General features: G+C 71.7%; 19 protein-coding genes and 1 other RNA gene. 4 read left to right on the top strand and 16 right to left on the bottom strand.

The features are described from left to right. Positions 1-355: 355 nt before the first annotated feature. The 6 genes from DEJ29_RS08380 to DEJ29_RS08355 form a co-directional block, all read right to left on the bottom strand. The gene (locus DEJ29_RS08380; RefSeq protein WP_071403961.1) at positions 356-1,783 is read right to left on the bottom strand and encodes a UDP-glucose dehydrogenase family protein; all 1,428 of its coding nucleotides are present in this window, start codon (positions 1,781-1,783) and stop codon (positions 356-358) included. Continuing rightward, a complete protein-coding gene (locus DEJ29_RS08375; protein ID WP_111093900.1) occupies positions 1,780-3,366 on the bottom strand; it encodes a glycosyl hydrolase in 1,587 nt (528 codons plus the stop codon). The genes DEJ29_RS08380 and DEJ29_RS08375 overlap by 4 nt, the downstream gene beginning before the upstream one ends. Beyond that, positions 3,359-4,945 carry a glycosyltransferase family 2 protein gene (locus DEJ29_RS08370; RefSeq protein WP_111093899.1) on the bottom strand — a complete coding sequence of 529 codons (1,587 nt, stop codon included), beginning with the start codon at positions 4,943-4,945 and terminating at the stop codon, positions 3,359-3,361. The genes DEJ29_RS08375 and DEJ29_RS08370 overlap by 8 nt, the downstream gene beginning before the upstream one ends. Before the next feature lie 525 nt (positions 4,946-5,470). Then, positions 5,471-8,422 carry a bifunctional [glutamine synthetase] adenylyltransferase/[glutamine synthetase]-adenylyl-L-tyrosine phosphorylase gene (locus tag DEJ29_RS08365; RefSeq protein ID WP_111093898.1) on the bottom strand — a complete coding sequence of 984 codons (2,952 nt, stop codon included), beginning with the start codon at positions 8,420-8,422 and terminating at the stop codon, positions 5,471-5,473. A gap of 36 nt (positions 8,423-8,458) precedes the next feature. Next, positions 8,459-9,796, bottom strand: coding sequence for a type I glutamate--ammonia ligase (gene glnA, locus DEJ29_RS08360; protein WP_027465449.1), 1,338 nt, complete (start codon positions 9,794-9,796; stop codon positions 8,459-8,461). Positions 9,797-9,921: 125 nt separating this feature from the next. Beyond that, positions 9,922-10,101 (bottom strand): SPOR domain-containing protein, encoded by a 180-nt coding sequence (locus DEJ29_RS08355; RefSeq protein ID WP_027465448.1) that lies wholly within the window; start codon positions 10,099-10,101, stop codon positions 9,922-9,924. A 179-nt stretch (positions 10,102-10,280) separates the two neighbouring features. Between DEJ29_RS08355 and map the strand changes: the two genes are divergently transcribed. The 3 genes from map to rnpB all read left to right on the top strand — a co-directional run bounded on the left by map (position 10,281) and on the right by rnpB (position 12,438). Continuing rightward, the gene (map, locus tag DEJ29_RS08350; protein ID WP_071403965.1) at positions 10,281-11,144 is read left to right on the top strand and encodes a type I methionyl aminopeptidase; all 864 of its coding nucleotides are present in this window, start codon (positions 10,281-10,283) and stop codon (positions 11,142-11,144) included. A 41-nt stretch (positions 11,145-11,185) separates the two neighbouring features. Then, positions 11,186-11,935, top strand: coding sequence for a polyphosphate--glucose phosphotransferase (gene ppgK / locus DEJ29_RS08345; RefSeq protein ID WP_027465446.1), 750 nt, complete (start codon positions 11,186-11,188; stop codon positions 11,933-11,935). A gap of 142 nt (positions 11,936-12,077) precedes the next feature. Continuing rightward, positions 12,078-12,438: RNase P RNA component class A (gene rnpB / locus DEJ29_RS08340), an RNA gene on the top strand. A gap of 408 nt (positions 12,439-12,846) precedes the next feature. On the opposite strand, the gene DEJ29_RS08335 is transcribed toward rnpB, so the two are convergent. The 10 genes from DEJ29_RS08335 to DEJ29_RS08290 form a co-directional block, all read right to left on the bottom strand. Further along, on the bottom strand, positions 12,847-13,581 hold the full coding sequence (locus tag DEJ29_RS08335; protein ID WP_027465445.1) for a zinc ribbon domain-containing protein: 735 nt from the start codon (positions 13,579-13,581) through the stop codon (positions 12,847-12,849). Between the two features lie 2 nt (positions 13,582-13,583). Beyond that, positions 13,584-14,429 (bottom strand): Nif3-like dinuclear metal center hexameric protein, encoded by an 846-nt coding sequence (locus tag DEJ29_RS08330; RefSeq protein ID WP_111093897.1) that lies wholly within the window; start codon positions 14,427-14,429, stop codon positions 13,584-13,586. 134 nt (positions 14,430-14,563) lie between these two features. Continuing rightward, positions 14,564-15,664: a hypothetical protein gene (locus tag DEJ29_RS08325; RefSeq protein WP_111093896.1), complete on the bottom strand. Its 1,101-nt coding sequence runs from the start codon at positions 15,662-15,664 to the stop codon at positions 14,564-14,566. A gap of 106 nt (positions 15,665-15,770) precedes the next feature. Further along, entirely contained in the window at positions 15,771-16,382 is a 612-nt protein-coding gene (locus DEJ29_RS08320; protein WP_111093895.1) for an RBBP9/YdeN family alpha/beta hydrolase, read from the bottom strand. 64 nt (positions 16,383-16,446) lie between these two features. Continuing rightward, positions 16,447-17,430 carry a helix-turn-helix transcriptional regulator gene (locus DEJ29_RS08315; RefSeq protein WP_111093894.1) on the bottom strand — a complete coding sequence of 328 codons (984 nt, stop codon included), beginning with the start codon at positions 17,428-17,430 and terminating at the stop codon, positions 16,447-16,449. A 130-nt stretch (positions 17,431-17,560) separates the two neighbouring features. Next, entirely contained in the window at positions 17,561-17,974 is a 414-nt protein-coding gene (locus DEJ29_RS08310) for an ATP-binding protein (RefSeq protein WP_035808261.1), read from the bottom strand. After that, positions 17,974-18,309, bottom strand: coding sequence for an STAS domain-containing protein (locus tag DEJ29_RS08305; protein WP_017886068.1), 336 nt, complete (start codon positions 18,307-18,309; stop codon positions 17,974-17,976). The genes DEJ29_RS08310 and DEJ29_RS08305 overlap by 1 nt, the downstream gene beginning before the upstream one ends. A 59-nt stretch (positions 18,310-18,368) precedes the next feature. After that, complete coding sequence (locus DEJ29_RS08300) at positions 18,369-19,577, bottom strand: multidrug effflux MFS transporter (RefSeq protein WP_258375862.1); 1,209 nt, start codon at positions 19,575-19,577, stop codon at positions 18,369-18,371. A 523-nt stretch (positions 19,578-20,100) separates the two neighbouring features. Next, positions 20,101-22,758 (bottom strand): phosphoenolpyruvate carboxylase, encoded by a 2,658-nt coding sequence (locus DEJ29_RS08295; RefSeq protein WP_111022923.1) that lies wholly within the window; start codon positions 22,756-22,758, stop codon positions 20,101-20,103. A 184-nt stretch (positions 22,759-22,942) separates the two neighbouring features. After that, positions 22,943-23,635 (bottom strand): biliverdin-producing heme oxygenase, encoded by a 693-nt coding sequence (locus DEJ29_RS08290; RefSeq protein ID WP_111093892.1) that lies wholly within the window; start codon positions 23,633-23,635, stop codon positions 22,943-22,945. Between the two features lie 84 nt (positions 23,636-23,719). Between DEJ29_RS08290 and DEJ29_RS08285 the strand changes: the two genes are divergently transcribed. After that, positions 23,720-24,565 carry a siderophore-interacting protein gene (locus DEJ29_RS08285; protein WP_111093891.1) on the top strand — a complete coding sequence of 282 codons (846 nt, stop codon included), beginning with the start codon at positions 23,720-23,722 and terminating at the stop codon, positions 24,563-24,565. Positions 24,566-24,878: the final 313 nt, after the last annotated feature.

The raw sequence follows: 24,878 nt of genomic DNA, 5'->3' as shown, positions 1-24,878 counted from the left end.
TGGCATCCGAGGCGCTGATGCTCGCGAAGGCGACAGATCGCCGCGAACGTTCCGCGGGATTCTGTCGCTTTCGCGCGAGGACGCTGCCACCGTGCGCGCGGGGTGCTGACGCGACCGCCTGGAGGCCCGGTGCCGGTCCGGCGGGCGGGTGTCGGGCCTCCAGGCGGTCGCGACGCACGTTCCTTCCCATTGCAGCCGGACTGGAAAGCGGAATCGGGCGTACCTGGTCAGAACTCCCGACCAGGGACGCCCGATTCGACCAGGGACGCCCGGAACCGCCCGACACGACCAGCCCCCGGGCGCACGGGAACGGGGCCCGCGCCGCCCGGCACGGACCCCGTCTCGCGAACGGTGACTAGCGGCTCGTGGCCAACGCGTCGTTCGTCCCCGCTGCGACGCTCACGGGTGCACCCGTGACCGGCGTGGGACGTCCCAGGGAACGGACGGTCCACCCCGCTTTCACCCAGTCGAGGACCGGGAGGCAGTTGCGCGCGTCGATCACGACGCGGCGCCCGACGAGGTCACCGAGGGCGACCGGGTCGGCGGTGATGATGTCGTCCCACTCGGTGAGCACGAGGACGACGTCGGCGCCCTCGATCGCGTCCGTCATCGAGGCGGCGTAGCTCAGCGTCGGGAACGAGCGCTTCGCGGGCTCCATCGCCTCGGGGTCCCAGAGCGTCACCTGGGCCCCGCGGAGGTGCAGCGCGGCGGCGACGTTGAGCGCCGGGGAGTCCCGGACGTCGTCGGTCAGGGGCTTGAACGCGGCACCGATGACGGCCACGCGGCGGTTGAGCACCGATCCCCCGGCCGAGTCGATCGCCATGTCGATGACCCGCTGGCGCTGCCCCATGTTGATCTCGTCGACCTGCTGCATGAGGCCGACGACCTGGCCCGCGCCGATCTCGTTCGCGCGGTACATGAGCGCCCGGATGTCCTTCGGCAGGCAGCCGCCGCCGAAGCCGAGGCCGGCGTTCAGGAACTTCCGGCCGATGCGGGCGTCGTGGCCGAGGGCGTCGGCGAGCGTGGAGACGTCGGCGCCGGTGATGGCGCACATCTCGGAGATCGCGTTGATGAACGAGATCTTCGTGGCGAGGAACGCGTTGGCGCTCACCTTGACGAGCTCCGCGGTGGCGAGGTCGGTGGTGATGACCGGGGTGCCCTCGCTGATCGGTGCGGCGTAGACCTCGCGGATCACGGCGTCGGCGGCCTCGGAGGCTCCACCCCAGACCAGACGGTCCGGGTGCAGGGTGTCCTCGACGGCCTTGCCCTCACGCAGGAACTCGGGGTTCCAGATGAGTTCCGCGTCGATGCCGGCGGGGGTGAACTCGCGGACGATACCGCGGAGCCGCGCTGCCGTGCCGACCGGGACCGTCGACTTGCCGACGATGAGGCCCGGGTGGGTGAGGTTCTCGGCGACGCCACGGGTGGCGCTCTCGACGTAGGCCAGGTTCGCGGCGTGCGACCCGGCCTTCTGCGGGGTGCCGACGCACACGAAGTGGACGTCCGCAGCGGCGACGGCCGAGGCGATGTCGGAGGTGAAGCGGAGCTTGCCGCTGGCGACGTGCTTCGTGATGAGCTCGGGCAGACCGGGCTCGAAGAACGGGACCTCACCGGCGGACAGTGCGGCGAGCTTCGACGGGTCGATGTCGACACCGATGGTCTCGAAGCCCATCTCGGCCATGGCGGCCGCGTGGGTGGCGCCGAGGTAGCCGGTGCCGATGACGCTGATGACGGGTGCGGGGCGGGTGTCGGCCGATGCGGTCGACTTCTTGGACTCGCTCATTGCGTGACCTCCTGCAGGTCGTAGTCGATGTCGTTGCGCTTGATGCCCTCGGCGAAGGCCTTGAGGGAATCGGCGCGGGAGTTGAGACGCCAGTCGTTCGTGGTGCGCTTGCCGTCGATGATGGTGGTCGCGGTCTCGCTGAAGTACGCGAAGCCGACGATGTCCTTGTTGGCGGGGTCCGCCAGCGCATCGAAGAGCGAGTTGATCCACTGCGTCTTCTGCGGGTTCGCGACACTCGTGCCGGTCTCGGTCGCCCCGATCTCGTTGAGCATGATGCCCTTGCCCGGAGCGATCTGGCGGAGCTGCGTGAGCGTCGCTCCGAAGGTCGTGCCGAACGTCGGCTGCTCGGTGGCGTCGCGGTAGTAGCCGCTCATGCCGACCCAGTCCACGTAGTCCGCACCCGGGTAGTACTGCTGCATGTAGTCGAGCGTCTGGTACTTCGGGTTGCCGAGCTTGTCGATGCGGCTCGGGGACCAGTCCCAGATGACGTACTTGTTCGCGCCGTTCGCCTGGAAGACGTCGTGCACGTGCTGCCACATCTTCTTGTAGGAGCCGGCCGGGTTCTTCTGGGCGTCACCCTCGGACCAGTTGTACCAGGAGCCGTTCATCTCGTGGTCGAGACGGATGACCATCGGCTGCCCGTTGGCCGCCAGCGCCTTGGCGTACTTCGTCAGGTAGGCGTCGAACGACCCACCGGAGATGTCGTCGTTGGTGTACCCGGGGACGTACTTCTGGTCGTTGCCGGTCTGTGCCGGCACCGTCTCCCACGTCATGAGCGGGACACGGCCGTTGGCCCAGGAGCGCTGCACCGCGGGGGCGTTGAACTCCTGGTCGAAGCCCTGGAAGAAGCCGGTCATGTTGGACGCGGTACCGACCTGACGGGAGACCTCGTCGTACTCGGCCCAGTTGAACGGGGACTGCGCGGTGTACAGGCCGTACCAGCGCGACTGCTGACCGAGGATCTCGGCCTTGGTCGGCGTGACGACCGGGGTGCCACCCGGGTCGGTCGAGGGACCGGGGTTCGGCTTCGAGCCACCGCCGTTGCCGGAACCGGAGCCGGACCCGGATCCGTTGCCGGAACCGGAGCCGCTGCCGGACCCGTTGTCGGACGAGCCCGAGCCGGACCCGGACGCACCGGCCGAACCGGCACCGGACCCGCCGGAACCCGAGCCACCGCTGCCGGAACCCGCGGCGTTGACGTTGGACGAGCCTCCCGAGTCCTTCGCGGCACCGAGCTGGGACTGCAGCGACGCGATCTGCGCCTTGAGTTCCGAGATCTGGTCGCCACGCGACCCGGCCTGGGCCGTGCGGGAGTCGAGCTTGCCCTCGAGCGACCAGATGCGCTCCTGGGCGGCGTCGAGCTGCGTCTGCAGCTCGGCGGCGGACACCTTCTTGGCCTTCGGCGCCTCGACGCCCAGAGCCTGGTGCACGGCGGTCGAGACAGGGCCGGTGGGTGAGATCCACACCGACCAGGTGATGAGGCCGAGCGCCAGCACGATGGCCGTCGTGCCGATGGCCGTCCGGCGGGCGTGCTTGCTGGACTGCGCCCACCAAGCACTCGAGGAACGGATGATGTCAGACAATGAGGAACGCCTCCAGGGCGAAGATCGCGATGCCGATCACGTACGGGATCGCTGCGTACGGGTTGTACCGGCGGGCTCGGGCGGGGGCCGGCGCGGCTGCTCGCTGGGCCTCCTGCTGCGCGACCGCGGCTGCGGCCTCACGGCGGGTGGCGAGGACGGTGGTGGTGGAGTTGGTCGCCGCGTCGGCGCCGAAGAGCTCGTCGAACGCACGGTCCACGGCCACCTGGTCGACCCCGGCCGACCGGGCACGTTCGGCGTCGATAGGACTGACCGGGACCTGCGCCGTGGAGGACAGCGGCTGGACGGCGTCCGCCGGGTCCTCCTGCATCGGGCCCCCGGCGTAGGCGCCGGCCCGGGTCCCCCAGCCGGAGGCGTGCGCCAGGCGGAAGAAGCCGATGAGCCGGATCGGCATCAGGAAGAACGTCGACACGATGATGAACATCGGCAGGCGGAAGAAGTCGCTCGGCTTCTCGGACAGGTGCCGCATCTGGCGGATCGCCATGCTCAGCACGCTCGAGATCACCATGAGCGCCGCGACGTAGACGAACCCGGTCGAGAAGCCGTACTGCGACAGGATGCCCTGGTACAGGTTCTCGCCCTGGCCGGTGAAGGCACGGTAGATCCAGCCGGCGATCACGCCGAAGAGCATGAACGGCAGGATGATGTCGGTGATGAAGAACGCCGCGAGGACCGGCGCGTGGCCGAGCATCCACGGCAGCATCCGCAGCGTGTTGTACTGCGAGCCGCGGGCCCAGCGGAGCTGCTGCTTGAACAGCTTCTTCACCTGCAGCGGGGCGTCCGTGTAGACCAGCGACGTGTACTGGTAGACGGTCCGGTACCCCTCCTTGAGCGTGAGGTTCGTCAGTGTCCGGTCGTCCGAGACCTCGAGGAACACGCCCATGAACTTCTCGTGCATGAACCGGTCCATCACCCGCACGAGGATGCTCCGGCGGAACGCGATGGTGCGCCCGGGCAGGCAGCCGATCTGCCCGAGGACACTCTGTGCCGGCATCGAGTAGAGCGCCCGCGAGTTCTCGAGCCAGTCGGCCCAGCGGGTGATCCAGCTGCGCTCCGGTTCGAGGATGCGCTGCCGGGTCGTCACGCCACCGACGGACTCGTCGGCGAACGGCTTGAGCAGCTCCTCGAGCGCGCCGGGGGTCCAGACGGTGTCGGAGTCGACCAGCACGGTGATGTCGCCGTTGGACATCTCGGTGCCGACCTTGACGGCGTTGCGCTTGCCCGGGATGGGCGTGTGGGTCCAGCGGACGAGCGGGGCGAACTCGTCGCAGACCTCCTCGAGCGCCTCGTTGCGGGCACCGTTGATGACGACGATGATCTCGCCGGGCTGCTGCTCGACCATGCGGCCGATGACGTCACGGAAGAGGTCGAGCGGTTCGTCCACGACGGGGACGACGACGCTGGTGGTACCGACGAAGGTGCCGGTGAAGGGGCGGTAGCGGGCGGAGATGACGACCTTGAGCAACCAGAGCAACCAGATCACCGCGGAGTACACGGCGAACAGGTAGAACTCGGGGTGGCCTTCGACCATCTGCCTGATCTGCAGAATGAAGGTGAACACTGATCCCTGCTTCAACGTTCGAGGTGGAGATTCCGCTTCATCGGGGAATCAGGGCCGGTTCGGGTGATGCAATTGATGCAGAACCTGAACGCGCGCGCAACGCGGCCCCCGTCCGGGGGCGTTACGGGCACGTTACGGGGTACACACCGGTCCCCCTCTCGGCCGGTCGGAGCGGTCCCCCGTGGTGCTGACAGCACTCCTGCGGACCACGCCTCGACGCAGGGTCGCCCTGATGGGCGACAGGTGCGGCCTGGAGGCACGGGTCGGGTCCGACGGAAAGCCCAGGTCAGCAGGTGGTCACGCGGCGTGTCGGGGGACGTCGGAAAAGGTCCCCTGGCGTTCCGGTGGGAGTTCGGTCACGGCCCGGTAACGAGCCGGGCTCCGTTTCGAACAGGGGTACGAAGAGGGTGCCGTCGGGGGACGTCGTGCGACACGGAGAATTAACCTTCGATGGCTGCTCGGGTCGGGTCCGTCCGCGGACGCTCGGGCGTGTCGCGAGGTGCTCGGCGCTGCATCGGTGGCGGGTCAGGCGCCGTAGAACTCGCGTTCGAACACCTGGCGCGCGCGGCGCGTGACGCCGAGGTAGTCGTCCTCGAGGCGGCTCGCGGAGCCCGGCGGGTACTCCATCAGGCGGGCGACGCCCTCGAGCTGCACGCGGTCGACGGGCAGCACGTCGGTGGTCTTCCCCGACCACAGCACGAGGGCACTGCGGGTGCGCGACGCGAAGCGCCAGGCGGCCCCGAGTCGCTCGCCGTCCTCGGGGCCGACGAGTCCGGCGTCGACCGCGGCGTCGAGCGCCTCGAGCGTCGACGTGGTCCGGAGCGACGGGATCTCGAGCGCGTGCTGCAGCTGCAGGAGCTGCACGAACCACTCGACGTCACTGAGTGACCCGCGGCCGAGCTTGAGGTGTCGGGCCGGGTCCGCGCCGCGGGGCAGCCGCTCCGACTCGACGCGGGCCTTGATGCGGCGGACCTCACGCACCTGGTGGTCGTCGATCCGCTCCGGGTACCGGGTGCGGTCGGCGAGGTGCTCGAAGTCACGCAGGAGCTGTGCGTCGCCGACGGCCCCGCGGGCGCGGAGGAGCGCCTGCGCCTCCCACGTGAGCGACCAGCGGGCGTAGTAGGCGCCGTAGGACTCGAGCGTCCGCACCACGGGACCGTTCTTGCCCTCGGGGCGCAGGTCGATGTCGAGGTCGAGCGGGTGGATGGTGTCCTCGGTCAGGCGGTTCAGCTCGCGCACGATGGTCTGGGCGGTCCGGGACGCGACCTCGGGGGCCAGGTCGGGTGCGCGGTACACGTACAGCACGTCGGCGTCCGACCCGAAGCCGAGCTCCCGACCGCCGTACCGGCCCATCGCGATGATGCCGAACTCGAAGCCCTCGGGCGCATCCCGGCGGGCGAGCGCGAGGGCGCCGGCGAGGGTGGCCTCGGTGACGTCGCTCAGGGCCGGGCCGAGCCCGTCGACGTCGAGGGAGCCGAGCACGGCGGCCATGCCGAGCCGCAGGGTCTCCCGACGTCGGGCCGAGCGCAGCAGAGCCGCGGAGCCGTCGACGTCGTTGCCGTGCCGGGCGGTGGTCGCGGTCATCTCGGCGAGCAGGGAGTCGATCGGCCGCGGACGCAGGAGCGCCTCGGGTTCGTCGAGCCAGGCGACCGCTTCGGGGAACCGCTCGAGCAGCCCGGACAGGAACGCCGACTCGGACAGCACGGTGGTGAGCGAGTGTGCGGCGCCGGACGAGTCGCGCAGCATGCGGAGGAACCAGCTCGACTCCCCCAGCCCGTCGCTCAACCGCCGGAAGGCCAGCAGCGCACGGTCCGGCGCCGGCCCCTCGGCCATCCAGCGCAGGAGCACCGGGAGCAGGTTCCGCTGGATCGCCGCGCGCCGGCTCGTGCCCTGCGTGAGGGCGCGGATGTGGCCGACGGCTCCGGCGGGGTCGACGAACCCGACGCCGGCGAGCCGGTCGACGACCTGGTCGTTGGTCAGGACGATCTCGTCCTCGGTCGAAGCCACCGCGGACAGCAGCGGCCGGTAGAACAGGCGCTCGTGCAGCCCGCGGACCTCGAGCTTCACGGCGCGCCAGCGGGCCTCGAGCGCCGGCGCCGACGCCGCGACGCCGCTCGACCGGGCGAGCACCCGCAGTTCCTCTTCGTCGGAGGGCATGAGGTGCGTCCGCTGCAGGCGCCGGAGCTGGATGCGGTGCTCGAGCACCCGGAGCAGCGCGTAGTCCGGGCCGAACCGAGCGGCCTCAGCACGGCCGACGTACCCGGCGTCGGTCAGGGCGTCCATCGCCTCGAGCGTCGACCGGACCCGCACGGACGGGTCGTCACGGCCGTGCACGAGCTGCAGGAGCTGCACGGTGAACTCGACGTCCCGCAGGCCGCCGGGGCCGAGCTTGAGCTGCCGGTCGACGTCGGCGTCGGGGATGTGCTCGGTCACCCGCTCGCGCATGCGCTGCACCGACTCGACGAACCCCGGCCGGGTGGAGGAGTTCCACACGAACGACGCGACGGCCTCGGCGTACCGGTCGCCCAGGTCGGCGGACCCGGCGATCGGGCGGGCCTTGAGCAGCGCCTGGAACTCCCACCCCTTCGCCCAGCGCTCGTAGTACGCCACGTGGGAGTCGAGGGTGCGGACGAGTGCGCCGTCCTTGCCCTCGGGCCGGAGGTTCGCGTCGACCTCCCACAGGGCGGGCTCAGCGGCGAGGTCGGTGATCGCGTGCATGGCCGCGATCGCGATGCGGGTGGAGACGAGCACGGCCCGGTCGGTGGGGACGTCGTCGGTGGGCTCCGTGACGAAGATGACGTCGACGTCGCTGACGTAGTTGAGCTCGCGCGCACCGGCCTTGCCCATGGCGATCACCGCGAGCGGGGTCGCCGCGACGTCGGCCGCCGGGAACGGGACCTCGCGCCGGGCGATGTCGACGGCGGCGTCGAGGGTGGCGCCCGCCAGGTCGGCGAGGCCCGCCGCGACGGCCGGGAACGCGTCCGTCGGCACGGGGTGCAGCACGTCGAACAGGGCGATCTGGGCCAGGTGTCGGCGGTAGCGCACCCGCAGGCGCATCCGGGCGTCCTCACCCGTGGCACCGTCGACGGCCTCGGTCAGCGACGCCGTGTACCGCTCCTGCGACCACGGTTCACCGACCGGTTCGAGCAGCACTGCGAGCTCGGCCGGACGCCGGTGCAGGAACTCCCCGAGACCGATCGAGGCGCCGAGCAGGCGGATCAGGCGCTCGGTCGCCGCGTCGTCCGTCAGGACGGGGCGGAGCTCGTCCGGCGCACGCTCGAGCAGCCGCTCGAGCATCCGCAGGGCGCCGTCCGGATCAGCGGTGCCGCCCCAGAGCGCGGCAGACCCGGCGACCGGCAGCGGCACGTCGGGGCCGAACCGGGCCTCCAGGTCGGCAGCCCGCTCGAGGCTCTCCGACAGCTCGGCGAACCCCAGACGGGCCAGCTCCGAACGTGACGTCGTCGTCCGACCGGTCATGTGGAACGTGCTCCCGAGGGGTCAGGGCGCTCGGTTCTAGAGCGCGCCGAGGTTGGTGTCGAGCTCGAACGGGGTGACCTGGTCGCGGTAGCGCTTCCACTCCTGCCGCTTGTTGAGCAGCACGAAGTTGAACACCTGCTCGCCGAGGGTCTCGGCCACCAGCTCGGAGTCCTCCATGAGGCTCAGCGCGTGGTCGAGGCTCGCGGGCAGCTGGCTGTAGCCCAGGGCCCGGCGCTCCGAGTCGCTGAGGCTCCAGACGTTGTCCTCGGCCTCGGCGGGGAGCTCGTACTCTTCCTCGATGCCCTTGAGGCCGGCGGCGAGCAGCAGCGAGTACGCCAGGTACGGGTTCGCCGCCGAGTCGATGCCGCGGTACTCGATGCGCGAGGACTGGCCCTTGTTCGGCTTGTAGAGCGGCACGCGCACCAGGGCCGAGCGGTTGTTGTGGCCCCAGGTGACGAAGGACGGGGCCTCGTCACCACCCCAGAGGCGCTTGTACGAGTTGACGAACTGGTTCGTCACCGCGGTGATCTCCGGCGCGTGCTTGAGCACCCCGGCGATGAAGTGCTTGGCGGTCTGCGACAGCTGGTACTGGCCACCGGCCTCGTAGAAGGCGTTCTGGTCGCCCTCGAACAGCGAGACGTGGGTGTGCATGCCGGAACCGGGCTGGCCGGAGATCGGCTTCGGCATGAACGTCGCGTAGACGCCCTGCTCGATCGCGACTTCCTTCACCACCGTGCGGAAGGTCATGATGTTGTCCGCCATCGTCAGTGCGTCGGCGTAGCGGAGGTCGATCTCGTTCTGCCCGGGGCCGGCCTCGTGGTGCGAGAACTCGACCGAGATGCCGAGGTCCTCGAGCATGCGGACGGACCGGCGGCGGAAGTCGTGCGCGCTGCCGCCGGGGACGTTGTCGAAGTAGCCGGCCTGGTCGACGGGCTGGGGGCCGCCGTCCTTCCACTCGCGGCTCTTGAGCAGGTAGAACTCGATCTCGGGGTGCGTGTAGAACGTGAACCCGCGATCGCTCGCACGCGCCAGGGTGCGCTTCAGCACGTTGCGGGGGTCGGCCACGGCGGGCTGCCCGTCCGGCGTCGTGATGTCGCAGAACATCCGCGCGGTGGGGTCGATCTCGCCGCGCCACGGCAGGATCTGGAAGGTCGAGGGGTCCGGGTGTGCCAGGACGTCGGCCTCGTAGGAACGGGTGAGGCCCTCGATCGCGGAGCCGTCGAACCCGATGCCCTCGGCGAACGCGCCCTCGACCTCGGCCGGGGCGATCGCCACCGACTTCAGCGTCCCGATGACGTCCGTGAACCAGAGTCGGATGAACTTGATGCCGCGCTCCTCGATGGTGCGGAGCACGAAGTCCGTCTGCTTGTCCATGCACGACCTTTCCGTGTATCGGGTGGCCGCTGGCGGGCCTCGTCCCAGGCTAGTGGTCCGGCGGTGTGCGCGGGGCCGTGCGACGCGCCGTCACCGGGGCGTCGGCGGGGCGCCGGCCGCGGTGCTCAGCGGTCCTCAGCGTCCCACTTCTCGTTGTTCGCGGCGATGCGGTCGAGCGCGTGCTGCGCCTCCTCGCGCGTCGCGAACGGGCCGATCCGGTCGCGCTGCGGGGACTGCGGGCCCTGCTCGACCTGGCCGGTCTTGTCGTTGAACCACCACTGGGACTCGATGCGGTCTTCGCTCATGCCGCCCACCGTACCCACGTGACTGCCTGGAGGCCCGGTGCCGGTCCGCCGGACCGGCACCGGGCCTCCAGGCAGTCACGTCCACCACGTCGGGCCGCACCGTGAAGCGGTTGCGTTCGGCGCGTCGCGCCGCGGGGCGGTTGCGCTCGGCGCGTCGCGCCGCGGCTAGAGTGGTCCGCATGCCCCGGGACGAACACGGACACCTGACCGCCGGCCGCATCTCCCCGCACCGCGCCGTCCCGAAGGACATCGAGCGTCCGGAGTACGTCGGGAAGGTCGAGCCCCACGAGCACGGTCTCGGTGACACCTACACGCCGGACGAGGTCGAGCGCATCCGCGTCGCCGGACGCATCGCGTCGCAGGCCATCGACGCCGTCGGCGAAGCCATCCGCCCCGGTGTGACCACCGACGAGCTGGACCGGATCGGGCACGAGTTCGTCGTCGCGCACGGTGCCTACCCCTCCACGCTCGGGTACCGCGGCTACCCGAAGTCGCTCTGCTCGAGCCTCAACGAGGTCATCTGCCACGGCATCCCCGACGACACCGTCCTGCAGGAGGGCGACCTCGTCAACATCGACATCACCGCCTACAAGGACGGGATGCACGGCGACACGAACCGCACGTTCGTCGTCGGGCAGGCAGCGCCCGAGGTGTCGGACCTGGTCACCCGGACCGAAGAGGCACTGCGTCGCGGCATCAAGGCCGTCGCCCCGGGCCGGCAGGTCAACGTGATCGGCCGCGCGATCGAGGCGTACGCGAAGCGCTTCGGCTACGGCGTCGTCCGCGACTACACCGGACACGGCGTCGGTCGGGCGTTCCACTCCGGCCTGATCATCCCCCACTACGACGCACCGCAGTACGACACGGTGATCGAACCCGGCATGGTGTTCACCATCGAACCCATGCTCACGCTCGGCGGCATCGAGGCCGACATCTGGTCCGACGACTGGACGGTCTCGACCCGTGACAAGTCGTGGACCGCGCAGTTCGAGCACACCCTCGTCGTCACCGAACGCGGCGCGGAGCTCCTCACCGTCTCCTGACCGGACACCTCCGGCAGGCAACCGAAAGGCACGACAACCTCATGACCTCCCTCGCAGTCGGCGTCGACATCGGTGGTACGGGCATCAAGGGCGCGATCGTCGACGTCGCGTCCGGCGCCCTCACCACGGACCGCATCAAGAAGGCCACGCCCGAGGGCGGGAAGCCCCAGGACATCACGGCGGTGGTCAAGGAGATCATCGGTGAGCTCGCCCCCGGTGACGACGTGCCCGTCGGGGTCTGCTTCCCGGCGATCGTGCGGGACGGCAAGACGATGTCCGCCGCGAACGTGTCGAAGAAGTGGATCGGCTTCGAGGCCGAGGCGCTGTTCGAGAAGGAACTCGGCCGCTCCATCCACTTCGTCAACGACGCCGACGCCGCCGGGTTCGCCGAGCAGCAGTTCGGTGCGGCCAAGGGCAAGGACGGCCTGGTCATCGTGACGACGCTCGGCACCGGCATCGGCACCGCGCTCATCAACGACGGCGTGCTCATCGTCAACTCGGAGCTCGGGCACCTGGAGATCGAGGGGCACGACGCCGAGTCCCGCGCCTCGTTCGCCGCCAAGGAGCGCGACGACCTGTCGTGGAAGCACTGGGCGAAGCGTCTGCAGAAGTACTACTCGACGCTCGAGGCTCTGCTCTCCCCCGAGCTCTTCGTCGTCGGCGGCGGGGTCTCGAAGCAGTACGAGGAGTTCCTCCCGCTGCTCGACCTGCAGGCCGACATCATCCCCGCGACGCTGCGCAACAACGCCGGCATCATCGGTGCCGCGACCCTGGCGGCGCGCAGCGTCTAGTCCTGGTCGCGCGTACCTGGTCGAATCGGGCGTACCCGGTCGGAACTTCCGACCAGGTACGCCCGTTCTCATCAGGTACGCGTGTGCGTGAGGCTCACCTCGCATCGGGCACCGCGGAGCCGGGTAGACTCGCTCCAGCGAATGGGTCGGTGAGACGGTCGCGTCGCTCCCCCGGGAGCGCCGAGGAACGTCCGGGCTCCACAGAGCAGGGCGGTGGGTAACACCCACCCGGAGCAATCCGCGAGACAGTGCCACAGAAAGCAGACCGCCGGCGGCAACGTCGGTAAGGGTGAAACGGTGGTGTAAGAGACCACCAGGGGTCCGGGTGACCGGATCCGCTCGGTAAACCTCGCCCGGAGCAAGGTCAGACAGAGGACGTTGAGGCTGCTCGCCGAGTCCTCGGGTAGACCGCTGGAGGCCGACGGCAACGTCGGTCCGAGAGAGATGGCCGTCACCGCCGTGCAAGCGGCGGGACAGAACCCGGCGTACGGCCGGCCCATTCGCCCCTCCTCCGTGCCGCGTTGGCCCGCGTCGCGCGGACGTCGCGCGCGGTCACGACTCCCCGCTCAGGTTCGCCGAGTGGTCACAGAGTGTCGTCCGGCACGGCCGCAGCCGACGGTTCGTGACCGCTCGGCGGCACGCACGCGACGCGTTGCGACCAGCCCACGACGGACGGGAGGCGCGGTGCGGCGCCGCCACGGGCCTCCCGTCTGGCGGCGCAGTCGGCGCGCACGGTCACGACTCCCCGCTCAGGTTCGCCGAGTGGTCACCAACCGTCGGCCGGCACGACCGCAGCCGACAGGTCGTGACCGCACGGCGGCACGCACGCGACGCGTTGCGACCAGCCCACGAACGGACAGGAGGCGCGGTGCCAGCTGGCACCGCGCCTCCGCCACGGACGTCGCTCGCGACTACAGCCCGGACTCGGCCGTCCGCACCAGGATCGCGTCGCTGTCGGGGCACAGCACCACGTCGTCGGGCGCAGCCCGGCGGATGGTCTGCAGGTCGGAGTTGTTGAGCGCCACGCCCGAGGCCGTCGACACGCCACCCTGCAGCAGCGAGGCTCCGAAGCCGTAGCGCGCGCGCTGGCGGTCGTACAGGGCCAGCAGCTCGGCCGGCACCTTGGCGGCGACGTCGGCGCGGGCCTGCTCGGCCGACTCGCGGTCGGCCGTGAGCCGGGCGATCTCCGCGTCGCGCTCGGCGACCAGACCACCGCGGGCAGCCTCGACGTCGGCGAGCTTGGCCTCGATGTCACCGACCCGGGCGCGGAGCCCGTCGAGGTTCTCCATGATCTCGAGCTCAGCGGTCTCGAGGCCGCCGATGCGCCGCTGCAGCGAGTCGAGCTCGCTCTGCAGTCCGGCGGCGTCCTTCGCGTTCGCGACGTTCTGCAGCATCGTGGTGTCGCGTTCGACACGGGCCTGTGCCACAGCGGTGTCGGACTCCAGGCGGGCGAGGTCGCGCTCGGCGTCCTCGACCTCGCCGGTGGCGGCGACGAGTTCGCTCCGGAGCGCCGCGGCCTGCTTGCTCAGCTCGGTCAGCTGGTCGCCCTTCTGCAACGACGTGATGCGGTGCGCGATGCGCGTCACGTCGTTGTCGAGACGCTGGACGTCGAGGAGGATGACCTGGTCCTCGGGTGCTGCCTTCATGGTCAGGCTCCTTCTGTGGGGGTGGTGGGTTCGGCGGCCGGCAGGACGGCGAAGTCCCACGGGTCGGTGCGGAGGTCGCTCACGGTGACGCGGACCCCGGCCCGGGTGCGCAGCTGCTCTGCGGCGACGTCGAGCCAGAGCCACTCGGTGGCCCAGTGCGAGGTGTCGATGAGCGCCGGCCCGCCGCCGAGCAGCGCCTGCTCGCGGAACTCCGAGGCCGGGTGGTGCCGCAGGTCGCTCGTGATGTAGACGTCGGCGTCGAGCACGGCGGGGTGGCCGAGCAGCGAGTCGCCCGCACCCGCGCAGAGCGCCACGGTGCGAACGGGCTGGTCGAAGTCACCGGAGACGCGGACCCCGGTGGCCGTGGGCGGCAGCAGGTCGACGAGCTTCCGGGCGAGGGCGCCGAGGGTCGTCCCCTCGGGAAGCACCCCGACTCGGCCGATGCCCGTGTCGGGGTCGGCTCCGGCGTCGAGCGGTCGCTGCTCGGTGAGCCCGAGTCGGTCGGCGAGGACGGCCGAGGTGCCGGTCGTCACGACGTCGGCGTTGGTGTGCGCCGCGAGCAGGGCGCTGCCGCCACGCACGAGGGTCGCGAGGACGCTGCCCTTGTAGGTCGACTCGGCGATCGTCGTCACCCCACGGAGCAGCAGCGGGTGGTGCGTGAGCAGGAGCCCGGCACCGTTTTCGACGGCTTCACGGGCGGTGGCCGGCACCGCATCGACGGCGAGGTGCACGTGCTCGACGGTGGCGTCCGGGTCGCCCGCCACGAGCCCGACGGAGTCCCACGACTCGGCACCGGCGGCGGGCCACAGGTCCTCGATCACGGCCTGGAGTTCGCGGAGCGTCGGCATCCCGTCAGTCTACCGAGGCGACCGCCCCGCACGGGGCAGCCGGTCCGTGTGGGGTGATCCGGGCCTCCAGGCAGTAGGGCCGGAAGCGGGGTGACCGGAAGCGATGCAGCCGATCGCACCGCGGCCGCGGGTCGTCAGCGACGACCGAGCAGGCCGAGCAGCCGGTCGACGAGTCGCGACCACCAGCCGGCCGGGGCCGGCGCTGCCGCCGCGGCGGAGTCGGTGTCGGCTTCCGTCGCGTCCACGACGGGGGCCGGGACGACGGGGGCGGCGACGGCGTCCGGCAGGACGACCGGCGTGCTCGCGGTGACGCCCTGGTGCGCGGTGAGCGCGGCGGCGAAGGCCGCGCGGTCGATGACCGTCGGCCCGGTGGCGGGCAGGACGAGCGGGGTCGGTCGCGTGGCCGCGGACACCGGGGACACGGCCGGGAGGCCCAGCACCGGTCGGACGGGTTCGTCGCGTTCCGGGGTGACGAGTTCCACCACCGGCGCGGCTTCCGCGGTGCGTGCGGGTGCCTGCTCTGCTGCGGGGACGCTCCGTGGTGCGCGGGTCGACACGGGGGCCGCCCGGGTGACGAGCGCCACGGGAGCGGTCGCTGCGCGGCGGGCTGCGGCGCGGTCGCGGCGGTCCGCCTCGGCGGCGGCATCGGTCAGCAGGTCGGCGAAGACGGTGTGGGCGAAGGCGCGGGCGGCCGTCACCTCGGGGTCCTCCGAGCCGGCGACGGTGGCCTCCCACGCGGCGAGGCGAGCGAGGTCCTCGTCACGGCGGCGGACCTCGTCCTCGAGCAGGACGATGCGCTCGATGCTGCTGCGGCCGGTGGACGACGACACCTCCACCGCGAGGTCATCGATGCGCAGGGCGAGACGCTCCGGCGGCTCCGGGAACGACGGGGCGCAGACGGCGGCGTGGCGGGCGCGGTCGCGGCGGAACGCGGGGGCGGCGACGGGTGCCGGGGCGGCCGACTGGTCGGCGGTCGTCGCGTCAGCCGGCGCCGGGGTGGCGACGTGCGCCGGGGCGCTCGGCTGGGCGGCGGTCGTCGCGTCGGAGGTCGCTCGGTCGGCGATCGTGGTGGTGTCCGCGGCGTGTCCGGGGCGCTGCACGGGGCCGGTGACAGGCGGGACGACGAGGTCCGGCACGTAGGGGGCACGGGTCGCCGGTGCGTCGCGGAGCCACTCCTCGAGCTCGCGGCCGAACGGGTCCACGAGCGGGGTGCGTGCGCCGGACTGGGTCTCCATGTCCGAAGGATAAATATCGCGCGGGCCGAAACGCGGGACATCCGCGGTGTGTCGCTGCACCGCCTGCCATATCGCGGCGGAGTTGAGCGGCGTGTCGCGCCCGTCGTCACCGAGGTGGGCGCAGGCCGTCCTCGAACGCCTGCAGCAGTTCCCGGCCCGCGGGCCAGGCACCGACGCCGCTCGCGACGTTCACGTGCCCGAGGGCACCGACGCGGAGGACGTCCGCGCCCATCGCGTCAGCGAACACGAGTGCCCGGTCCGCGCTGCAGTACGGGTCGTCGTCGCTCACGACGAGGCGCGTCGGGACCCGCTGGGCCGAGGGCACCGGGCGCGGCGCCACGAAGCCCGCTGCCTCGTCCGGGAACGTGTCGCCGAGCGGGTCGGGTGGGGCGACGAGGAAGGCACCGGCGACGAGCGCGGGAGCATCCGCCGTGGTGGCGAGCCAGTCGGCGACGGCCAGGACCCCGAGGCTGTGGGCGATGAGGACCGGGGGCTCCGGGCACGAGGCCGCGGCCGTCGAGATAGCGTCGCGCCAGTCGTCCGGGTCCGGGTCGCTCCACGAGGTGGGGGCGATGCGGACGGCGGCGCGCTGCTGCTGGTGGTGGTCGCGCTGGATGTGCTCGTCGTGCTCGTCCTCCTGCTCCCAGACGGACTGCCAGTGGTCCGGGCCCGAGTTCCAGATGCCGGGGACGATCACCCACGGTCGCGGTCTGCTCACCCGGGCAGCGTAACGAACCGGCGGGGCACCGTTCCGGAGTGTGACGCGCGGTGCGCTGCCCTGTTCAGAGCTGCGGGACCGCGCCCCGGGGCTGCTGCAGCGTGTCGCGCGGGTACTGCCCGAAGCGGGACGCGTACGCCGCCGAGAACCGGCCGAGGTGCGCGAAGCCCCAGCGCAAGGCAACGCTCGCCACCGTCAGGTCGCCCGCCGACGCGCGGCGGAGTTCCTCGTGCACGCGGTCCAGCCGGATCCCCCGCAGCAACGCGTTGGGCGCCGTGCCGACCTGCCGCTGGAACGCCTGCTGCAGCCCCCGCACGCTCAGGCCGACGTGCTCGGCGACGTCCGTCGTCGTGACGGGGGTGTGGGCGAAGGCGTGCATGAACTCGACGGCCTCGCGGACGCGACCAGTGGCACCCTGTGGCAGCGCGACGTCGGGGGCGATGGTCTCGTGCGGGAACGCGTCGAGGAACGCCAGCGCGGTCTCCCGCACGGTCTCGGCGAGGGCCAGTGCGGTGAGCGGTGCCGGGCCGAGCACGATCGCCGCGGCGCGCTGCACCCGGGCGTTCCAGGCGCGGAGGTCCTCGGGCCGGGGCGCTGCGGTGTGGTCGAACACGAGGGGGCCGGGCCGGGTGCCGTGCACCTCGGCGGCGACGCCCTCCAGGTACGTGCGGTCGAACTGCACGAGGCTCTGGCGGACGTCCTGCAGGTCGAACACGAAGGGACGCCGCGTCGGGAACACCCGTGGGGTCCCCGGTGCGAAGTCGACCTCCTGGCGACCGACGTCGACGCGGCCGCCGCCGTCCGACGTCCACATCACGACGTACTCGTCGGGGACCTCGACCTCGCCCTGCATCCGCCCGTCGAACCGGGTGGAGCGGAAGGTCATCGATCCGTCGCCCACGACCTGGAACCGGTACGCGAACGGACGATCGGTCCGGGACGCCGAGAACCCCGTGCTCTCGTAGGCCTCTTCGTACAGTTGCACGGCCGCGTCGAGTCCGGCGCCGGACGTCTCGAACCGGATCCGGGGATCAGGCTCGACAGTCATCGCGCGAATCGTGACACGGTATCCGGGAAACGCGACAATCGCCGACCCGTCATTGCGGTTTACGGCCCACGGAGTGCGCTGGGCGGACGACCGTTGCGACTCGGCCGATCGATGACGGCCGTGCTCCCGCTCAGTGCCGGGAGCGCAGCACCGTCCAGCGGTTCCGGTCGGCCACGCGTTCGTACCGCAGGTCGTCGACGACCATGCGGACGAGCGCGAGCCCGCGACCGCCCTCGGCGAAGTCGTCGGGCAGCACGGCGGCGTCGGGATCGACCGTCGCCGCGACCCCGTCGTCGGACAGCAGCGCCTGGAAGCGCTCGTCGCCGATCTCGAGCCGGAGCTCGCACGAGACACCGTCCGGGCGGGCGCCGTGCTCGATGACGTTCGAGGTGAGTTCGACCAGGGCGAGCTCGAGGGCCATCCGGTCCTCGGCGGCGACGGACGGCTCGTGCTGCCACACGCCTGCGAGGAAGTCGTGCACGGCGGACACGTCGTCCGGGGGGCACGCCAGTGCGAGCATGTGCTCGGCGACGGGGGCGGTCATCACCAGTCGGTCACCGCGGCGTCCCCGTCGGGGTACGTCCGCAGGATCTTGTCGATGTTGGAGAGCTTGAGCACCATCTGGACCTGTTCCGACGGCGCCGCGATGCGGAGGTCGCCGCCGGCCTGGCGTGCGGTCTTCAGGCTGCCGACCAGGGCGCCGAGGCCGGAGGAGTCCATGAACTCGACCCCGGAGAGCTCGACCACGAGCCGCGAACGCCCGTTGCCGACGATCTGGGCGACGGTCTCGCGGAAGGTGGGCGCGGAGACCATGTTGAGCCGGCCGCTGCACTCCAGGACGGCGGTGTCGGTCTCCGCCTCGTGTACGACGATGTCCATCTCGGTGGGTCTCCTCAGATCGGTGCGCCTTGCAACCAGCAACCTACCGGCTCAGCCCCTCAGTTGTGGGACCGGTTTCGCCGCGTCGCCGTCACCTGGACCACGACGGCGGCGGCCATGAGCGCTGCCATCACCCCGCCCATCGCCAGCGCGGTGCCGCCGAGGGCGCCGGCGAGCGGGGTGCCGAGACCGCCGATGCCGAAGGTCAGCCCGCCCTGCAGGGCAGCGGCCGTGCCCGGGTGCGCCGCGCCGACGTGCTGCGTGCGGGTCATCGCCGCCGGCAGGACGAAGCCCCACGCGGCCGTCACGACCGCGAGGGCGCACCACACCGGCACCGGCCCGAGCCCGAGGAGCGCCGACACCAGCACGGCGGTGGCTCCGACCGTCCCGACGACCAGGCCCAGGGTCAGCAGGGCGTCCTCGCTGAACCGCCCGACGAGCCGGCCGAACAACAGCGTCGTGACGATCATCATCGACGCGTTCGTGGCGAAGACCAGCGTGTACAGCCCCTCGGAGAACCCGAACTCCGACTGGAACACGAACGAGCTCGTCGCGATGTAGGCGAAGAACCCCACCGTCGACAGCACCCCGCTCAGCACGTAGGCCCGGAACCTCGGGATCGCCAGGAGCTCGCGGATCCGCTGCCCGTTGGCCGCGAACCCGACGCCGCCGCGGCGCTCCGGCGGCAGGGTCTCGCGGAACCGCAGGACCACGGCCAGGAAGAACACGGCGCCGAGCACGGCCAGCACGACGAACATGAGCCGCCACGTGCCGACCGTGAGCACCGCTCCCCCGGCCAGCGGGGCGACCACGGGTCCGATCGCGTTGATGGCCGCAAGCGTGCCGAACACCTTCGCCATCCGGGTGCCGCTCGTCACGTCGGACACCATCGCCCGACCCGCCACGGCACCCGCGGCTCCGGCGAGTCCCTGGGCGACGCGGGCCACCACCAGCGTCACGACGTCGGGGGCGAGCGCGCAGCCGACCGACGCGAGGGCGAACAGGGCGGTCCCGACGACGAGCATCGGCCGACGACCGATCCCGTCGCTCACCGGTCCGACGAGCAGCTGCCCGACCGCGAAGGCCACGAGGAACGCCGTGAGCGACAGCTGCACGGCGCCGGGCGTGGTGCCGAGGTCGCGTGCGATGGCCGGGAGTGCGGGGATGTACATGTCCGTCGCGAACGGCGATACCCCGACGATGAGCGCCAGCGGCACGATCGGGGGCAGCACGGTCGTCGTCGGTCCCAGGCTGCGCTCCGTCGTCACCTCCGACACGCTACGCGTCCCCGAATCGATTCGACGGGCACTTCGTGAGCAGCAACGGTCGGTTCGCGGTGCCGGACGCGACCGTTCCTGCTCACGAAGTGCGGCCCGGGACGTGCGCGGGGACGGCGCCGCGAGCGGTCACGACACCCCGCTCACGTCCGCCGAGTGGTCGCGTTCCGTCGCCCGGCGACGGCGCAGACGACGCTTCGTGACCACTCGGCAGGCGCCACCCGACGTGTCCTGACCGCTCGGGCCGACCGACGGCGCGAGGCGCGAGCGGTCACGACACCCCGCTCACGTCCGCCGAGCGGTCGTGTTCCGTCGCTCGGCGACGGCGCAGCCGACGCCTCGTGACCGCCCGGCCGGGGCCGCCCGACGAGTCCTGACCACTCGGCGGAGCGGCGACGCGAGGCGCGGCAGACGCTTCGTGACCGCTGGGCGGTGCGGCCCGGGACGTGCGCGGGGACGGACAGGAGGCCCGGTGCCAGCTGGCACCGGGCCTCCTGTCCGTCGGGTGGGGGCGTCAGCCCGTGTTCTGCAGGCCGGCCGCGATCCCGTTGACGGTGAGCAGCAGGAGCCGGTGGTCGGCGTCCGTGGGGTCCGTGCTGCCGGACGTGCGGATGGCGCGCAGCGCACGGAGCTGCAGGTGCGACAGTGCGTCGACGTACGGGCTGCGGAGGCGCACGGCGCGGGCGAGGACGGGTCGGTCCTCGAGCACGTCGCTGCCGCCGGAGACGCGGAGCACCCAGTCGCGGGTGCGGACCATCTCGTCGAGCACCTTCGCGGCGAGGTCGTCGCGGTCGGCGAGCTCGAGGTACCGGCGGGCGATGTGCTCGTCGGTCTTCGCGAGCGACATCTCGACGTTCTTGATCATCGCGGCGAAGAGCGGCCACTCGGCGTAGGCGGCGCGGAGCACGTCGACGTCACCGACGGCCTCGAGCGCGGAGCCGAGCCCGTACCAGCCGGCGAGGTTGATGCGCGCCTGCGTCCACGAGAACACCCACGGGATGGCGCGGAGGTCCTCCAGCGACTCCACCGACAGGCCACGACGGGCCGGGCGGGAGCCGAGGGGAAGCAGGCCGATCTCCTCCATCGGGGTGACCCGGGCGAACCAGGGCGCGAAGCCGTCGGCCTTGACCAAGTCGTAGAAGGCGACGCGCGAGACGTCGTCGAGCTGCTGGGCGAGGTCGGCGAACCGGGCGGCCGCGGCGGCGGTGCGCGCCTCGTTCGACGGCGTCGACGCGAACAGCGTCGCCGAGGCCATCTGCTCGAGGTGGCGGGCGGCGATGTCCTGGTCGCCGTACTGGGCGAAGATGACCTCGCCCTGCTCGGTGAGCTTGAGCCGACCGTCGATCGATCCCGGCGGCTGCGCGAGGACGGCCTCGTTGGCGGGACCGCCGCCGCGGCCGAGCGAACCGCCGCGGCCGTGGAACAGGGTCAGCTCGATGTCGTTGTCTCGGGCCCAGTCGGCGATGCGGGCCTGGGCGTCGTACAGCGCCAGGTTCGCGGACACCGGGCCGACGTCCTTCGACGAGTCGGAGTAGCCGAGCATGACCTCGAGTCGACGGCCGGTCGCAGCGAGGCGTCGCTGGAACGCCTCGGTGCGGACGGCCTCGTCGAGGATGTCGACGCTGGCGTGCAGGTCGGCGAAGGTCTCGAACAGCGGGATGACGTCGAGCACCGGCGCGGCCTCGGCGGACCCGAGCGCGGCGACCGCGAGTTCGTGCACGTTCGCCAGGTCCGCCGGGGACTGCGTGAACGACACGATGTACCGGTTGGCCGCACGGACGCCGTAGCGGGACTGCAGCCCGGCGATCGTGCGGAAGACGGCGAGGACCTCTTCGGTCGTCTCGCTCAGTTCGCCACCGGCGCGGATCTCCGCCAGGGCGGTGCGGTGCACCTGCGAGTGCTGGCGGACCTCGAGCTCGGCCAGGTGGAACCCGAAGGTCTCGACCTGCCAGATCAGGTTCTGCAGCTCGCCGTTGGCCGGGCGGATCGCGCCGGCGGCGATGAGCGACGCCTGGATGGTGCGCAGGTCGGCCAGCAGCGCCTCGGGACCGTCGTAGGCCAGTGGGGTGGTGCCGGTCCGGGTGGCGTCGATGCGCGCGGCGACGAACAGGAGCGCACGACGGTGGGTCTCGTTCGGTGCGCGGACGCCGATGCGCTCGGCGATGCCCGGGTCGAGGGACTCCTGCGCGGCGACGAGGGCGGTGAGGCCGGCGTCGGCGGGGGTGTCGCTCGCGTCGAGCGTCAGGGCGCTGCCGATTCGGGTGGTCGCGCGGGCGAGGCCGAGCAGGATGTGCTCCGCCGCGATCTCGGCGGCCTGGCGGGTGACGTCGGCCGTCACGTGCGGGTTGCCGTCACGGTCGCCGCCGATCCAGGTGCCGAACCGCACGAACGCGGGCGCGATCACGGAAGCGCGGCCGGCGTCGTCGCCCTGCAGCCGGTCGTCGAGCAGGCGGTACACCTGCGGGACGATCTCGAACAGGGTCTGGTCGAACACGCTCATCGCGGTACGGACCTCGTCGAGCGGGGTCGGCCGGGTGGTCCGGAGCGGCGAGGTGCGCAGGAGGGTCGTGATCTCCTCGAGCAGGCGGCGCTCGTTCTCGGCGCGGGCCGTCGCGTTCCGGGCGCGGTCACGCTCGTCGATGAGGTCCGTGATGCGGCGGACACCCGTGGTGACCGCGCGGCGGCGGGCCTCGGTCGGGTGCGCCGTCAGCACCGGGTGGAACCGCAGGGTGCGGAGGCGCTCGGCGGCCTCGGCCTCGCCGACCTCGGCGACGAGCTCGGCGTAGGTGGCGGGGAACGAGTCGCCGGCCACACCACCGTCATCACCGCGCTGCCGGAGGACCCGCACGCGGTGGTGCTCCTCGGCCAGGTTGGTCAGGTGGAAGTAGGTGGTGAACGCCTGTGCCACGGCCTCGGCGCGTTCGGCCGACATGCCGGAGACGATCGCCTGGGCACGCGCTGCACCCTCGGCGTGGTCGCCCTCGTAGGCGTCGATCACGGCGGCGCGCAACGACTCCACGTCGTGGAGCAGTTCGTCGCCCCCGTTCTCCCGCAGCACCCGGCCGAGGAGGTTGCCGAGGTACCGGACGTCGGCGCGCAGGTCACTGTCGACCGCACCGCTGACGTCGTCCCGCGCGCGCTCGTGGCGTGCAGATCCGTCGATCGCCGTCATGGAGTCCTTTCCGGGTCGTCCGGGAGGCTGGTCCCGGGTCCCAGCAGCGTATCGGCACCCGGGGGCGCATGACGTCGACCGTCCGGACGGACGCGGGGCCGGGTCCGGACGGACGCGGGGCAGGGTCCGGACGGACGCGGGGCAGGGTCCGCGCTGGCCTGCCTCGACGACACTCGCTGTGTGGTCAGGCCGTGACGGCGGCAACCGTCGTGTCCCCCGGCTCCTGACGGAACGGCGCACGGCGGGCATCGAGGCCGGCGAGCAGCCCCCGGTTCAGGTCGTAGGCGAGCTCGACCTCGGCGATCACCCGCTCCTGCTCGTCGGCCGTCCAGGGCGCGGCGTCGAGCTGGGCCCGGTAGGTGTGCTCGAAGTCGCTCGGGTCGGCGACCTGGTCGAAGATGTAGAACAGGACACCGTTCGTGTCGAACCCGAACCGCTCCGCCAGCACCTGCCCGATCACGTGCCCGCCGGACACGTCGCCGAGGTACCGCGTGTAGTGGTGCGCCACGAAGCCGCCGGGCCACTCCGCCGCGACCTCGTTGAGGCGTCGCACGTACGCGGTCGTCGCGGGCAGCGGGCACACCAGCTCGGGCCAGTCCGGGCCGATCAGGTACTCGAGGTCGGCACGGATCGCCGGCATCCGGGTGAGCTGCGCGGTGACGAACGGCGCCGCGACGGGGTGGTCGGCCATGCGTTCCGCCGCCCGCTCGAGCGCGTCGTACACGAAGGCGTACTGTCCGAGCAGGTCCGCGTAGTCGGCGACGTCGCAGTCGCCACCGAGCAGGTCCTGCATGAAGCCGCTCGTGGCCGAGGCACCGTGCGAGCGCCGCGTGCGACGCCGCAGCAGCTCGGAGAACGGAATGACGGTCGAGTCCATGAGGTAAGGCTAACCTTAGTGATGCGCGCGTCAAGCAGGGATCACCCAGGTGGCGCCGAACCCGCGAGAGGAAGCTCCCCCACGATGAGCTCGAAACCCAAACGCCCCCAGCACGTCTTCGTCGTCGACCGCACCGAACGGCTCTCGCCCCACATGGTGCGCGTGCACCTGGGCGGCTCGGCCTTCGAGGACTTCGTCGCCCAGGCCGACCCCGACCGGCTCGGCTCGACCGACAAGTACGTCAAGCTCCTGCTCGCGAAGCCGTCGCTCGGACTCGTGCCGCCGTACGACCTCGAGGCCCTGCGCGAGACCCTGCCGAAGCACGACCGCCCGGCCCGCCGCACCTACACGGTGCGTGCGGTCGACCACACCACGCGGACCATCGCGATCGACTTCGTCGTGCACGGCGACGAGGGCCTCGCCGGTCCCTGGGCAGCGTCCGCGCAGCCGGGCGACCGGCTCGCCCTGTCCGGGCCCGGTGGTGGCTACGCGCCGACCACCGACCCGGCGGTCACGCACGTGCTGCTCGGTGACGACAGCGCCCTGCCCGCGATCGGCGCGGCACTCGAGTCGATGCCCGACTCCGCCACCGGGGTCGCCCTGGTCGAGGTGGCCGGGCCCGCGGACGAGCAGGACATCCGGCACCCGGCCGGGGTCGACCTGCGGTGGCTGCACCGGGACGCCACCGGCGCCCAGCCGGGCACGCTCCTGCTGGAGACGGCCCGCGGGCTGCCGCGTGCCTCCCGGCCGGTCCAGGTATTCGCGCACGGCGAGCGGACCGCGATGAAGGCGATCCGTCGGCTGTTGCAGGACGACTGGGGGCTGGAGAAGCGCGAGATGTCGTTGTCGGCGTACTGGGCGCTCGGTCGTGGTGAGGACGAGTTCCAGGAGGAGAAGCGCGAGCCCGTCGGGGTGATCTTCAGCGACTGACGGCGGGCCTGCGTCCCCGTTCTTTCCCATGGCGGGCGCGATGGCTGGTGGGAACGGGCGTACCTGGTCGGACGAACGGACCAGGTACGCCCGATTCGACCAGGTACGCCCGTTCTCGGTCGGTACGCCCGGTTCGGCGGACGTGCGGGGTGCCCGGTTGCCGCAGGTACGCCCGTTCTTTCCCAGAACGGGCGCGATGGTTGGTGGAAACGGGCGTACCTGGTCAGAAGAACGGACCAGGTACGCCCGATTCGACCAGGCACGCCCGGCACGCCCGTTCTCGGTCGGTACGCCCGGTTCGGCGGACGTGCGG

The organism is Curtobacterium sp. MCPF17_021, from assembly GCF_003234605.2.
Lineage (GTDB): Bacteria > Actinomycetota > Actinomycetes > Actinomycetales > Microbacteriaceae > Curtobacterium > Curtobacterium flaccumfaciens.
Note: the sequence above shows the minus strand (reverse complement) of the source record. Positions and strands in the feature narration are given on the sequence as shown.

Bases quoted from the DNA above. Each gene is read 5' to 3' on its own strand.
- DEJ29_RS08380 (WP_071403961.1), bottom strand. From the start codon at position 1,783: ATGAGCGAGTCCAAGAAGTCGACCGCATCGGCCGACACCCGCCCCGCA.
- DEJ29_RS08365 (WP_111093898.1), bottom strand. From the start codon at position 8,422: ATGACCGGTCGGACGACGACGTCACGTTCGGAGCTGGCCCGTCTGGGG.
- glnA (WP_027465449.1), bottom strand. From the start codon at position 9,796: ATGGACAAGCAGACGGACTTCGTGCTCCGCACCATCGAGGAGCGCGGC.
- DEJ29_RS08355 (WP_027465448.1), bottom strand. From the start codon at position 10,101: ATGAGCGAAGACCGCATCGAGTCCCAGTGGTGGTTCAACGACAAGACC.
- map (WP_071403965.1), top strand. From the start codon at position 10,281: ATGCCCCGGGACGAACACGGACACCTGACCGCCGGCCGCATCTCCCCG.
- ppgK (WP_027465446.1), top strand. From the start codon at position 11,186: ATGACCTCCCTCGCAGTCGGCGTCGACATCGGTGGTACGGGCATCAAG.
- DEJ29_RS08335 (WP_027465445.1), bottom strand. From the start codon at position 13,581: ATGAAGGCAGCACCCGAGGACCAGGTCATCCTCCTCGACGTCCAGCGT.
- DEJ29_RS08330 (WP_111093897.1), bottom strand. From the start codon at position 14,429: ATGCCGACGCTCCGCGAACTCCAGGCCGTGATCGAGGACCTGTGGCCC.
- DEJ29_RS08325 (WP_111093896.1), bottom strand. From the start codon at position 15,664: ATGGAGACCCAGTCCGGCGCACGCACCCCGCTCGTGGACCCGTTCGGC.
- DEJ29_RS08315 (WP_111093894.1), bottom strand. From the start codon at position 17,430: ATGACTGTCGAGCCTGATCCCCGGATCCGGTTCGAGACGTCCGGCGCC.
- DEJ29_RS08310 (WP_035808261.1), bottom strand. From the start codon at position 17,974: ATGACCGCCCCCGTCGCCGAGCACATGCTCGCACTGGCGTGCCCCCCG.
- DEJ29_RS08305 (WP_017886068.1), bottom strand. From the start codon at position 18,309: ATGGACATCGTCGTACACGAGGCGGAGACCGACACCGCCGTCCTGGAG.
- DEJ29_RS08295 (WP_111022923.1), bottom strand. From the start codon at position 22,758: ATGACGGCGATCGACGGATCTGCACGCCACGAGCGCGCGCGGGACGAC.
- DEJ29_RS08290 (WP_111093892.1), bottom strand. From the start codon at position 23,635: ATGGACTCGACCGTCATTCCGTTCTCCGAGCTGCTGCGGCGTCGCACG.
- DEJ29_RS08285 (WP_111093891.1), top strand. From the start codon at position 23,720: ATGAGCTCGAAACCCAAACGCCCCCAGCACGTCTTCGTCGTCGACCGC.